Raw genomic sequence first — 11,827 nt, 5'->3', positions numbered from 1 at the left:
TCTGACAGTTCCAATGCCCCGGCGCTGCCGCAGAATGTTCGTATGCGTACGTTCGGCGTAGAGGAAGAACTCCTGATCGTTGATCCGGAGTCCGGAGAACCGCTTGCGCTGGCTGACGCCCTCCTTGCCAGCCATCGCGTTGCGGCGGACGATCTCCCCGTCGATCCTGACGCCCATCACGCCGGGACCCACAGGGATTACGACGACGAGATGGGCCTGAGTGCCGAGCTGAAGCTTGAGCAGATCGAGACGCAGACCCGGCCTTGCGTGGACTATGGCAGCCTCTTGGAACAGATCCGCGCGGGCCGTGCCCTGGCGGACCAGGCGGCCCGGAAGCATGGTGCAAGGGTGGCGGCCCTCGCCACGTCGCCGGTGGCATCTCCCAGCCACACAACGCCGGACCCGCGCTACGCAAGGATGCTGGAACGCTTTGGCCTCACTGCGCAGGAGCAGCTGACCTGCGGCTTCCACGTCCACACCTACATCGAATCGCCGGAAGAAGGCGTGGCCGTCCTGGACCGCATCCGCGACAAGCTGGCCGTGCTGACGGCACTGAGCGCCAACTCGCCGTTCTGGAACGGCGTACCCACGGGGTTCGAAAGCTACCGGACCCAGGCATGGAACCGGTGGCCGACGGCCGGACCGGCAGGCATTTACGGAACGTACCCCACCTACCGGCGGGTGGTGGCCCGGCTGCTGGAAACCGGCGTCATGCTCGATGAGGGCATGGTCTACTTCGACGCCCGCTTGTCCCGCAACCATCCCACCGTCGAGGTACGGGTGGCGGACGTCTGCCTCCGGGCCGAGGACGCGGCCCTCATTGCGGTCCTGGTCCGGGCGCTGGTGGAATCAGCAAGCAGGGAGTGGCGCGAGGACGTTGATCCTGCACCCGTTCCCACGGTTCTTTTGCGGATGGCTTCCTGGCAGGCCAGCAGTGAAGGGCTCAGCGGCGAACTCCTGGATTTCGGCAACTTCCGTCCTGCCCCCGCTGCGGACGTGGCCCGTTCACTGGTGGACTACCTGGCTCCCGTCCTGCAGGAACAGGGCGAGCTGGCCCTTGCCCGGCAGGGTGTAGAGGACATCATCGCCCGCGGGACGGGGGCAGCCGAACAACGCCGCGCCCGTGACAATGCCCTGGCCGGTCCGCCGCCCGGGGACATGGGGTTCGGGGCCGTGGTGAGGCAGGCCGTGAACGTGACCATGCGCGGAGCGCTTGATCTCTCCGAAGTGGCGGCCACTCCCGAGCTGCTGCGGGTCCGCCAATCCTGACCGGCCGCCTGGCGCATCGCGACGCGCAGCTTCCTTTTCGACGCGCTTATTCCCTTTCGCGGCCCGCATTTGGGCCGCGCCCGGGAATCTGCGCCGCGAAAACGGGAAAGCGCGTCGAAAACCTAGATCTGCTTCAGAGCCTGTTCCAGGTCTCGGATGAGGTCGTCCGGGTCCTCAAGCCCCACGGAGAGACGGACCACGCCGTCGCTGAGCCCGATGGCAGCCCGTCCTTCCGGTCCCATGGCGCGGTGGGTGGTGGTGGCGGGATGGGTGATCAGGGACTTGGAATCGCCCAGGTTGTTGGAGATGTCGATGATCCGCAGCCCGTCCAGCAGGGCGAAGGCGGCCTCCTTGCCGGAGCGCCCACCCGAAGGAGCAAGCTCCAGCGTCAGGACGGTCCCGCCCGCGCTCATCTGCTTCGCCGCCAGCCCGTACTGCGGGTGCGACTTCAGCAGCGGATACTTCACCCAACTCACGGCCGGTTGCTCCTCCAGCCACTCGGCCAGCCGGAGGGCGGTGGCGGAGGAGTGGTTGACGCGGAGGCCCATGGTTTCCAGGCCCTTGGTCAGGACCCAGGCGTTGAATGGGGACAGCGCGGGGCCGGTGTGTCGCATCAGCTGCTTCACGGGTCCCTCGATGAACTCCTTGGTGCCCAGGATGGCACCGCCCATCACCCGGCCCTGCCCGTCGATGTGCTTGGTGCCCGAGTAGACGATGACGTCGGCGCCGAGGTCCCCGCAGCGCTGCAGCAGGGGAGTGGCGAAGACGTTGTCCGCCACCACGGTGGCCCCGGCGGCGTGCGCCAGTTCGCTGACAGCGGCGATGTCCACGATTTCCTGCATGGGGTTGGACGGGGATTCGAAGAAGACAGCCGTGGTGGGCTTGGAGAGCGCTTCGCGCCACTGGTCCAGGTCCGGCCCGTCCACGAACACCGTCTCCACACCCCATCGGGGCAGGATCTCGTTAAGGACTACGAAGCAGGAACCGAACAGCGAGCGTGCGGCCACTACCCGGTCGCCGGCTGCCAGCAGGGCACCCAGGGCCGTGAACACCGCGGACATGCCCGACGCCGTCGCGAAGCATGCTTCAGTGCCTTCGAGCAGCCGGAGCCGTTCCTGGAAGGTGGCCACGGACGGGTTGCCATAGCGGGAGTAGACGAAGCGCTCATCCTCGCCGGTGAAGGCGCGTTCAGCAGCGGCCGCGGATTCGTAGACGAAGCCGGAGTTGAGGAAGATGGCCTCCGACGTTTCCTGGAAGTTGCTGCGGTCCAGCCCGCCGCGGACTGCCTGGGTGTCGGGGTTCCAGCCGGGGGCGTCTTGGTTGAAGCTCACTTAGTTCTTTCCGAGGTTGGTGGGCAGGCCGCGGTTTTTCCAGCCATTGACGGTCCGCTCGCCGAAGCGGTCGGGATCGCCTTCGAAGCCCTCGAGGACGCTGTAGGCGGTGAATCCCGCCTGGGTGGCGGCGGTGGCCGCGGCGATGGAGCGCTTGCCGGAGCGGCACAGGAACACCAGTTCCGCCTGGGGATCCTCCGGTGCCTGGTTCGTCAGGTCCTTGATGAAGTCCGGGTTGGGGATGCCGCCGGGGAAGGTCCACTGGATGAACAGGGGGTCGTTGTCTGTGGCCTTGGTGTCGGGGATGCCGATGTGGGCCCATTCGCCCTCGGTGCGGACATCCACCAGGACGGCGCCCTGCTCCAGCTTGGCCCAGGCTTCCTGCGGCGTCAGGTCTCCGGCGTAGCTCATGCGTGGCCCTCGCCGTCGAACTCGCCCTCGAGCTCGTCCACGGCAGTGGCCACGGCGGCATCCGCCGAGGCGATGGCGGCCGGAAGGACGATGGCCTGCGCCACGATGACGGTGGTGCCGTTGAAGGTTGCCGCAGGGCTGCCGTGCAGCACGTACCCGTCGGCGAGTGCAGCGGAGATCCGCTCGCAGAACTCACGGGTGTCCGCGCCGGTAATCAGGCGGTAGGACAGTCTTTCGTCAGGGGCGGGTGCGTCAGACACGACGGATCTCCTTCTTTCACGCTTGCAGCTCGAATGGGTCGATATGCCGAGTATTCACCTGAGGCACCCCGCCGCGAAAGGGAGGGTTGCCGACCGGCCAGTCAGGGCTTGGCGCCGGTACTCATTACTCCCCAAAAACGTAACACCTGCGCTCCCGAGCCGCACGGCCGCCGTCGTCATGTTCCGTAATTCGCCGGACGCCCAGGCGACACGCGAAGGCCCGCCGCCCGATAAAGTCTTACCGGGGGCACCGCCCCGTCGCCTAAGCAACGGGCAGCAGAGCAATGAGTACCGGGGGGTCCTTGCAACATGCGGGCAGTCACATCGCACCACCACGCCGTCTGGCGGAACCGTCCGCGTTCTGCCGTCGCCTATCTGGCAACCATCGTCATCGCCTTCCTGGCCGTGCTGGCGCCGGCAGGTCCGGCGCAGGCGGCCCAGACTGCACCTGAAAACGGAAAGCCGTGGTTGGGTGCGGTCCTCGAGTGGGGCGAGGATACCGCCGCAGGCTTCAGCGACCGGCTGGGTGCCAGCCCCGCTGTCTTCGGACACGACATCACCATTCCATTCCGTGACTCGGAACGGAATGACATCGACGGCTTCCTGCAGCAGGCCGCAGCCAAAGGCTCCCACGCCCTGCTCACGGTGAAGCCGTCGGTGCCGCTGGACCAGCTCGGCACCAGCGAGGCCGAAGCCTTCGCACAGCAGGTGCACGGCCTCACCTCCGGGTTCAAGGGGCAGCTGCTGATCCGGTTTGCCCCTGACATGAACACCAGCTGGGTGGGCTGGGGCCAGCAGCCCGCCGCGTACCGCCAGGCCTTCCAAGCAGTGTCCAAGGCATTCAAGAAGGACGACGGCGGCCGGGTCGCCATGGTGTGGTCACCCTACCTGGGCAAGGACTACCCCTTTGACCGGAGCCGGAACGCGCCGCAGCCGGGAAGCGACGGGTTCGCTTTGCTGGACACGAACGGGGACGGGGCCTGGAACGGGAGCGATAACGCCTACGCACCGTATTACCCGGGCGACGACGCCGTGGACTGGGTGGGTCTTGCCGCCTACCACGACGACACGGCCGGCGGAGCCGCCGTCAACACCGTGCCCCGGGCCGGTGAACTCCAGGAGATGCTGACAGCCTCCGGGGGCGAAAACTTCTACGGCACCTATTCAGAGGGGCGCCGGAAACCCTTCCTGCTCCAGACGTCGGCCTTCTACAGCCCTTCAACGGGCGGCGCACCCGAAGCCGACATCAAAACCGGCTGGTGGGACCAGGTGGTGGGAACTGCCACCTCCCCGGGATTCGGCCGCACGGCCGCCGTCGTGTGGGATGAGCGCACCAGCACCAGGGACACCGGGGTGGCGAGCATCAGCTGGCTGCTCACCGGAAGCCCGGACATTGCCAAAGCGGCGGCGGATCGGCTGAAAGCCTCGCCGATGGTCACCGGCCCTGTGACCGATCAGGCATCCACCGGCACTTATGTCCGCGCCAACACACTTTCCGGGCCTGCTGCCTGGACTGTTGCCGCTGCCATGCTCATCCTTCTGGTGGCCCTGTGGCAGGTTCCGCGCAGGATCAATGCAGCCACGGCCTGGAGCTACCAGGATCCTTCCACCAGGGACTCGCGCGTGGACCTGTTGCGCGGCATGGCCATCGTCTTTGTGGTGGTCAACCACCTGGGCATGGCCTCGCTGTTCCAGTTGCTCACGCAGGAGGCAGTGGGCTTCGTGTCAGGCGCAGAGCTGTTTGTCCTCTTCTCCGGACTGGTGGTGGGCATGGTGTACGGGCCCAAAGCCAAGGAGGACTTCGGACGGGTTGTGGACCTCACGTCACGCCGGGCCGGCAAGCTCTACCTGACGGCGCTCGCCGTGCTGATCGGCGTCTTCCTGTTGTCCCTGCTCCCGTTCTTCCACACCGAGGCGCTGACCACCTTTGTGGACCAGGGAACCGGCGGCGCCGGGCACAACGGTGCCGGCAGGACTTACGACCTCTACGCGGGCATGTCGTCGCTGTTCCAGTTCCCCGTGCCGCCCCAGGTGCTGCCGGCCATCATCCTGCTACAGTTCGGGCCGTGGCAGTTCAACGTCATGGGCCTCTATGTGGTGCTTTTGCTCATCAGCCCGCTCATCCTGGCGGCGCTGAACCGTGGAAAGGCCGTTTGGGTGCTGGCGGCGACCCTCGCCGTGTACGTGGTGGGTACGGTGACCAGGTTCCGCGTCCTGCCGTCGCAGTTCGAGGATTCGTTCCCCCTGCTGGTGTGGCAGGTGCTGTTCGTGCTGGGGCTGGTTGCCGGTTATCACCGCCGTGCCATCATTTCCTGGCTGTCCAGGCACATCTGGGTGGTGGTTGCCTGCACCGCCGCGGCGTTTGCGCTGGCCTTCCTGTCCTGGGGCAACCCCTACCTGGCCAACAACTACGACGTCCGCCTGGCGCTCATGCCGGACGCGGCATACCGCGGCATGTACGACGCCCTCTTTGGCCGCACGTACCTGGCTCCCGGCCGCCTGCTCAATGTCATGGTTTTGGTGGTAGCGGCCTACGCATTCCTCAGCGCCTACTGGAAGCCGGTGCAGCGGGCCCTGGGCTGGTTCCTGATTCCACTGGGCCGGGCCACGCTCTACGTGTTCATCATGCACGTGCTGCTGATCGCCGTCGTAGCCAACATTCCGGCGCTGCAGCAACAGAGCATTTTCCTCAACACCGCGGCCTATGCCGTGGTCCTGGGACTGCTGTGGGTGATGGTGCGCACCAGGTTCCTCTTCCGGATCATCCCCACCTGAGCCGGACATGAAAAATGCCGTGGCACCGGAGTGCCACAGCATGTGTTCGTGCGCCCGCGGGTTGCCCCAAGGCGGCCCGGGGAAGCTAGACAAGCCCCGGATAGCTGGCGAGGATATAGTCTGCGGCGGCTGGGCCCTTCATGCGGAGTCCGTTGTGCCCGGGGTTGATCCTGTGCTTCATGGCTGACCAGAAAGTGGATTCGCTGCCGAGCCGCTGCTGATTGATCATGCACCAGCTGGTGTACAACCCATAGAGCCGGTCCCGGTCCAGGGTGAAGCCGGAAGCGTGGTCGGAATAGGTGGCTTCGTACAAGAAAAGATCGAACTGCGAATTGGCCATGACGGCGTCCCTTCGCTCGGTGCCTGGTGCCGCCGGTAGGCTACAGCGGCGAATCTCGATGCCCTGCACAAGATGGCAAAGGATTTTGTAGGCGTTCCCCTGGACTTTCGGGGAGCGCATGTGCTCTCACCACGATGTCTACACTGTAGACTTTACCTGTAGACCAGATATGAGGCAACCGGCCCGGCGCCTATCAGGACCACGGCCGGCAGTAAGGATTTTTCGATGGCTTCCGCCGATACTTCCGGGCCCGGCTCGCCCAAAACGAGGCTCAGCAGGGACATCGTGCTGGCCAAAGCCCTGGAACTGGTTGACGCCGAAGGCCTGGAAGCGCTGAGCATGCGGCGGCTAGGGCAGGAACTCGGCAGGGATCCCATGAGCCTGTACCGGTATGCCGAAAACCGCGCCGCCCTGCTCGACGGCGTGGCAGAGCTTGTCCTCGACCAGCTCTCAATCGATGCCGGGGACCCGGACTGGAAAGCGCAGCTGCGGGTCCTTGCCCACGAGCTGCGCGGCCTGGCACTTGAGCACCCCAACGTTGTGCCCTTGCTGGTGACGCGGCCCCTGTCCACTCCGCTGGGCCTGCGGCCGCTGGGCACGCTGCGGCCGCTGGAGCAAATCCTGTCCCTGCTGGTGGCGGCAGGATTCAAGCCGGCCGATGCGCTCCACGTCTACCGCGCCTACTACGGCTTCCTCTACGGGCACATCCTCAACGAGCTGCAGGAGTACGTGGTGGACCCGGAAGAAAACGAGGTGCTGCTGCGGCTGGGGCTCCACCGCCTGCCTGCCAAGGAGTTTCCCAGGCTGCGTGCCCTGGCTCCGGCCCTGGCGGAATACGACGGCGCCGCGGAGCTTGATCAGGGACTCACCATCCTGCTCTCCGGGCTGGAGGCACAGCTTTCACGGCAGGCGGCCCGTTCCGGCGCCTGACGCAGGCGCCTGCTACTCGAACGAGGCGCGGCGCCGGTCCTGGACCCGGGTGTTCCAGACGTCCGGCCGGTTCACCTGGAACCTACGCCCTGTCAACGCCTTAGCTCCCAGCCTGACATAGTTGGCCTTCTCGCCGGGCTGCCACGGCTCCAGGCCAAGGCCGTCCACTGCATCCCTGACGGCCTGGTCCTCAATGATTTCCGTGTCGCCCCGGACCACCACGCTCCAGGCCCGTTCAGTGGAGGAGTCGTAGCCGTCGATTTCCAGCGCGGCCGGCCGTTCCATCCTGGCGCCCCAGAGCTTTGACCCAGGAGCCGTGCGGAAGACGATGCTGCGCAGGTGCACGACATAGTTCACAGGGAAGATTTCCGGATGCTCGTCCACCACGATGGCCAGACGGCCCACCGTGTCATTGTCGAGCAGTTCCCAGCAGTCGTCGAAGGACAGGTTTTCGATCGGCAGGTTTCGCGAGTCCATGGTCCACACCTTACGGGTGAACCGGGAGCGGGAAAAGGGATTAAGCGCCTGTTGCAGGGGCCTACTGGATGCCCGCAAAGAGCCCGCTCAACTCTGCAGTCAGCTCCTTCTGGAGGGAGGGGCTGCCGATCTGCTTTCCGTCGATCGTGTTCACGGGAGCAAGCAGGCGGACGCTGGAGATCAGCCAGACCGCATCCGCGTCCAGGAGGTCCTGCGGTTCCAGCGGGCCGTAGCCCAGCTCCCAGCCCGCCGCCTTCGCGGCAGCGAAAAGGGCGCCCTGGGAGGTTCCAGGGAGGATGCCGCTGTCCAGCTGGGGTGTGATGAGGCGCTTCACCGGCGTGCCGTCGTCGGACTTTCCCGCATGCGCCAGCAGGACCGTGGACGTGGGGCCCTCCAGGACGCGGCCGTCGGAGGACAGGAAGATGACGTCGTCCGCGCCCTGCTTGTGCGCATAGCGGAGCGCTGCCATGTTGACGGCGTAGGAAAGAGTCTTGGCGCCCAGGAGCAGCCAGGGTGCCCGTTCGGCCACGTCGCTGTCGTAGCCGCGGTCAAGGAGGATGACGTCGATGCCCGTTTCACGTTGCCGGCGGCCGACGGACCCGGCGGGGGATGCCTGAACCCAGGCCGTGGGTGCGGGAGCGCCCTCCACGCCGCGGGTCACCACCAGCTTGACCACCAGTTCATCGGCAGCAGGGTCCGCAGGCGGGTTCTCTGACCGGTGCCGGGCCACGGCAGCGGCAATGGCACGGCGCCACGGGTCCTGGTCCGGGATGTCCAGGTCCAGTGCTGCGGCGGAGCCTGCCAGGCGGTCCAGGTGGGCCTGCATTTTCCGCACCGACCCGCCCACCGCCAGCATGGTTTCGAAGACGCCGTCGCCCCTTGTAACCCCAAGATCCGTGACCAGCAACTGGGGTTGGGACGCGTCGGCCGCCCTGCCGTCAGGAAATGCGGGATCGAGGAAAAGGAGAACCACTGGGGCTGGAGAGGTCATGGCACCAGCTTAGTGCGACACCGCGGATAAGCTGGGCAGAGCGCCCCGGCCGGAAGCAGTCCTCCGGAGCCCAATTTCCCGGGAGTTATAGACGTGTTGTGGCCTTTTTCGCTTGCCGGCACCGCGCCCACGTGGGTGGTGGTCCTCCTGGGCTTTGCCGACCTGGCCATCAGGGTCCTGGCCCTGGGCATCATTCCCGGCAACAGGCGCCCCACCACGGCCATGGCCTGGCTGCTGGGGATATTCTTCATTCCATTCGTCGGCATCGTCCTGTTCCTCCTGTTCGGCAATTTCCAGCTGTCCCGCCGGCGGCGCGCGCAGCAGCAGCTGGTCAACGACCGGGTACAGGCAGGCATCACGGCGCTGTCGGATGTAGAAAGCGACTACCCCGGCCCGGAGTGGGTCAAGTCCGCCTCTGAGCTCAACCGCACCCTGGGGTCGCTGCCCATGGTGGACGGCAACACGGTGGACCTCATTCCCGGTTACCCGGACTCCATCCTGGAAATGACGAAGGCTGTGCGGAAGGCGAAGAAGTTCGTCAATGCCGAGTTCTACATCATGAGCTCGGACCACGTCACCAACGATCTCCTCACCGCCCTGGAGGAAGCGGCCGAGCGCGGCGTCGAAGTGCGCATCCTGTTCGACCACATCGGCACGCTGCGCATCCAGGGGTACAGGAAGCTGCTCAAGCGGCTCAAGGCGGGCAAGATCCAGTGGAAGCGGATGCTGCCCCTCCTGCCCATCCACGGTCAGTGGCGCCGCCCGGACCTCCGCAACCACCGCAAGATCATGGTGGTGGACGGTGAAATTGCATTCACGGGGTCGCAGAACCTGATCGAGCCCTCCTACAACAACCCCCGCCACCGCAAGGCAGGCCGCGAATGGGTGGAGCTGATGGCATGCCTGCGCGGACCCATCGTCACCACCCTGAACGTGGTGTTTGCCACGGACTGGCTGAGCGAAACCGACGAATCCCTGGAACACCAGCTCCAGCTTCCCTCCGACCCCCATCCCGGAGGCATCACGGCCCAGGTGGTGCCCAGCGGCCCGGGTTTCATTACCGAGAACAACCTGCGGCTGTTCAACACCCTCATTTACTCGGCGCAGCACCGGATCTCCATCTGCAGCCCCTACTTCGTTCCGGACGATTCCCTGCTGTACGCCATCACCACGGCGGCCCAGCGGGGCGTTGACGTGGAGCTGTTCGTGTCCGAAAAGGGCGACCAGTTCCTGGTCCACCACGCCCAGCGGTCCTATTACGAGGCCCTCCTGGAAGCCGGCGTGCGCATCTACCTGTACAAGGCCCCGTTCGTGCTGCACGCAAAGCACTTCACCATTGACGACGAAGTGGCCGTCCTGGGCTCCAGCAACATGGACATGCGGTCCTTCTCACTGAACCTTGAGGTGTCCGTGATGCTCCTGGGCGAGGACATCGTGAACAAGATGCGCGCAGTGGAGGACACCTACCGGGACATATCCCATGAGCTCAAGCTGGAGGACTGGCTCAACCGCCCGCTCGCTGCGCGCTACGTGGACAATGTGGCCCGGCTGACGGCCACCGTGCAATAGCCACCGTCCAATAGAGGTACGTGCACTAACTGCCGCAACCCCTAGTCGTCGGCACTTACCCGCTGGCCGTCGTCGCGCCCTGCATGTTCCGCCCAGCCGCCCTTCCGGTAGGCGGGCGTTCCCACGGCTAGCACCGTCACCGCCAGGGCGCAGCTGCCGATCATGACGATGACCATCGACAGCGAATTCCCGCCCAGGACCCCCACCAGTGGGCTGACGAGTCCGGCCACCCCGGACTGAAGGGCGCCGATCACCGCTGCCGCGGTTCCCGCCATGTGGCCGTAATTGTGCAGTGCCAGGACTGAGGCGTTCGCCGGGACCATGCCCTGCATCGACAGCACCAGCCAGAGGCCTGCGACTGCCCCGAATGCTCCGCCGGCACCCGTTGCCACCACCACGAGCAGCAGCAGGGCCAGGACCAGCTGGACCAGCAGTGCGGTGCGCAGGAGGCGTACCGGCGGGAATTTCTTGACCAAGGCGGCGTTGAGCTGGGCCGACAGGACAAGCGCGGCGCCGTTGAGTGCGAAGACGAGGGCAAACTGCTGGGCGGTGAGGCCGTACTCGTTTTGGAAGACGAAGGGCGACCCCACCACATAGCTCATGATCAGGGCCAGCCCCAGCCCGGGAATGACGGCCAGCGCCATGAAGTGCCTGTCCCGCAGCAGCGCCCAGTAGGCCCGGGCAACGTGCTTGGGGTGGCCGGGACTGCGCCGGTCCTCCGGCAGCGTCTCCGGCATGAACTTCAGGACGATTGCCACCAGGACCACCCCGATGAGTGCCAGCGCGTAGAAGACGGCACGCCAGTTCCAGGCCCCGGCGATGGCCTGCCCCACGGTGGGGGCAAGGAGCGGCGCCACGCCGATCACCAGCATCAACCGGGAGAGCAGCTGGGCGGCAGCCGAGCCAACAAAGCGGTCACGGATCACGGCGAGTGCCACCACCGCGGCGGCCGCATTGAAGAAGCCCTGCAGCACCCGCAGCCCCGTCAGCGTTTCGATGTTTGGGGTCATGGAGCACAGCAGCGAGATGGCCACGTGCAGGGTAATGCCGATGATGAGCGGAAGCCGCCGCCCGAACCGGTCCGAGAACGGGCCGATCACCAGCTGGCCGAACCCTGCCCCGACCAGGGTTCCGGACAATGTCAGCTGGGCCGCGGTCTGGGTGGTGTGAAGATCGGCTTCCACGGCGGGCAGCGAGGGCAGGTACATGTCCGTGGTGAGTGCCGGAAGCGCGGCCAGGGCGCCCAGCATGAGGACATATTTGAAGCTGCGCGGTGCCTGCTTGCTGGTGGTGCGGGGATGGGAGGAGTCCGTCACGCGGCAAACCTAACTCGTTGAAGCGCCTTGGAGCCCGCCGCATGGCTTGAGCGGTTCAGCTGACGCTCTGAGGCCCTACCCCCGGTGCCGACTTCCTAAACCGGCGTCCGCAGTGTGGATGCAAGGCACGATGGAGGCCGCGTGGCAGGGGCGGGGCG

11 protein-coding genes and 1 riboswitch are annotated in these 11,827 nt (G+C 66.0%); of the genes, 4 read left to right on the top strand and 7 right to left on the bottom strand.

The window, feature by feature from the left end; all coding sequences use genetic code 11:
* The first annotated feature begins 42 nt into the window (after positions 1-42).
* Complete coding sequence (locus ACFO0G_RS12140; protein WP_286399936.1) at positions 43-1,269, top strand: glutamate--cysteine ligase 2; 1,227 nt, start codon at positions 43-45, stop codon at positions 1,267-1,269.
* 122 nt (positions 1,270-1,391) lie between these two features.
* Here the strand turns inward: ACFO0G_RS12140 and ACFO0G_RS12135 are convergent, their stop codons facing one another.
* The 3 genes from ACFO0G_RS12135 to ACFO0G_RS12125 are packed head-to-tail and all read right to left on the bottom strand — an operon-like array spanning position 1,392 to position 3,271.
* The gene (locus tag ACFO0G_RS12135; RefSeq protein ID WP_142132351.1) at positions 1,392-2,600 is read right to left on the bottom strand and encodes an O-succinylhomoserine sulfhydrylase; all 1,209 of its coding nucleotides are present in this window, start codon (positions 2,598-2,600) and stop codon (positions 1,392-1,394) included.
* Positions 2,601-3,011 (bottom strand): rhodanese-like domain-containing protein, encoded by a 411-nt coding sequence (locus tag ACFO0G_RS12130; RefSeq protein WP_286399935.1) that lies wholly within the window; start codon positions 3,009-3,011, stop codon positions 2,601-2,603.
* The gene (locus tag ACFO0G_RS12125; RefSeq protein WP_286399933.1) at positions 3,008-3,271 is read right to left on the bottom strand and encodes a DUF1737 domain-containing protein; all 264 of its coding nucleotides are present in this window, start codon (positions 3,269-3,271) and stop codon (positions 3,008-3,010) included. Before ACFO0G_RS12125 ends, ACFO0G_RS12130 begins: the two co-directional genes overlap by 4 nt.
* Positions 3,272-3,284: 13 nt before the next feature.
* Positions 3,285-3,400, bottom strand: a riboswitch (SAM riboswitch).
* 180 nt (positions 3,401-3,580) lie between these two features.
* Between ACFO0G_RS12125 and opgC the strand changes: the two genes are divergently transcribed.
* A complete protein-coding gene (gene opgC, locus ACFO0G_RS12120) occupies positions 3,581-6,046 on the top strand; it encodes an OpgC domain-containing protein (RefSeq protein ID WP_376977851.1) in 2,466 nt (821 codons plus the stop codon).
* A gap of 85 nt (positions 6,047-6,131) precedes the next feature.
* Here opgC and ACFO0G_RS12115 read toward each other — a convergent pair whose 3' ends face one another.
* Positions 6,132-6,386 carry a hypothetical protein gene (locus tag ACFO0G_RS12115; RefSeq protein WP_376977849.1) on the bottom strand — a complete coding sequence of 85 codons (255 nt, stop codon included), beginning with the start codon at positions 6,384-6,386 and terminating at the stop codon, positions 6,132-6,134.
* Positions 6,387-6,611: 225 nt separating this feature from the next.
* Here ACFO0G_RS12115 and ACFO0G_RS12110 point away from each other — a divergent pair, with 225 nt between their 5' ends.
* Positions 6,612-7,316, top strand: a complete 705-nt coding sequence (locus ACFO0G_RS12110) for a TetR/AcrR family transcriptional regulator C-terminal domain-containing protein (RefSeq protein WP_286399927.1) — start codon at positions 6,612-6,614, stop codon at positions 7,314-7,316.
* A gap of 12 nt (positions 7,317-7,328) precedes the next feature.
* Here ACFO0G_RS12110 and ACFO0G_RS12105 read toward each other — a convergent pair whose 3' ends face one another.
* Entirely contained in the window at positions 7,329-7,793 is a 465-nt protein-coding gene (locus ACFO0G_RS12105; RefSeq protein ID WP_286399925.1) for a pyridoxamine 5'-phosphate oxidase family protein, read from the bottom strand.
* Between the two features lie 61 nt (positions 7,794-7,854).
* Entirely contained in the window at positions 7,855-8,784 is a 930-nt protein-coding gene (locus ACFO0G_RS12100) for an aminodeoxychorismate lyase (protein ID WP_376977846.1), read from the bottom strand.
* A 93-nt stretch (positions 8,785-8,877) separates the two neighbouring features.
* Here ACFO0G_RS12100 and cls point away from each other — a divergent pair, with 93 nt between their 5' ends.
* Positions 8,878-10,353, top strand: a complete 1,476-nt coding sequence (gene cls, locus ACFO0G_RS12095) for a cardiolipin synthase (RefSeq protein WP_376977844.1) — start codon at positions 8,878-8,880, stop codon at positions 10,351-10,353.
* Positions 10,354-10,394: 41 nt separating this feature from the next.
* On the opposite strand, the gene ACFO0G_RS12090 is transcribed toward cls, so the two are convergent.
* The gene (locus ACFO0G_RS12090) at positions 10,395-11,669 is read right to left on the bottom strand and encodes a multidrug effflux MFS transporter (RefSeq protein ID WP_286399922.1); all 1,275 of its coding nucleotides are present in this window, start codon (positions 11,667-11,669) and stop codon (positions 10,395-10,397) included.
* Between the last annotated feature and the right edge of the window lie 158 nt (positions 11,670-11,827).

Origin of the sequence: Arthrobacter sedimenti (assembly GCF_042652025.1) — a bacterium.
GTDB lineage: Bacteria > Actinomycetota > Actinomycetes > Actinomycetales > Micrococcaceae > Arthrobacter > Arthrobacter sedimenti.
The sequence above is the reverse complement of the archived record's forward strand: the minus strand, read 5'-3'. Positions and strand labels throughout refer to the sequence as shown.

Excerpts from the sequence above, each read along its gene's own strand:
- ACFO0G_RS12140 (WP_286399936.1), top strand. The coding sequence starts at position 43 with ATGCGTACGTTCGGCGTAGAGGAAGAACTCCTGATCGTTGATCCGGAG.
- ACFO0G_RS12130 (WP_286399935.1), bottom strand. The coding sequence starts at position 3,011 with ATGAGCTACGCCGGAGACCTGACGCCGCAGGAAGCCTGGGCCAAGCTG.
- opgC (WP_376977851.1), top strand. The coding sequence starts at position 3,581 with ATGCGGGCAGTCACATCGCACCACCACGCCGTCTGGCGGAACCGTCCG.
- ACFO0G_RS12115 (WP_376977849.1), bottom strand. The coding sequence starts at position 6,386 with ATGGCCAATTCGCAGTTCGATCTTTTCTTGTACGAAGCCACCTATTCC.
- ACFO0G_RS12110 (WP_286399927.1), top strand. The coding sequence starts at position 6,612 with ATGGCTTCCGCCGATACTTCCGGGCCCGGCTCGCCCAAAACGAGGCTC.
- ACFO0G_RS12105 (WP_286399925.1), bottom strand. The coding sequence starts at position 7,793 with ATGGACTCGCGAAACCTGCCGATCGAAAACCTGTCCTTCGACGACTGC.
- ACFO0G_RS12100 (WP_376977846.1), bottom strand. The coding sequence starts at position 8,784 with ATGACCTCTCCAGCCCCAGTGGTTCTCCTTTTCCTCGATCCCGCATTT.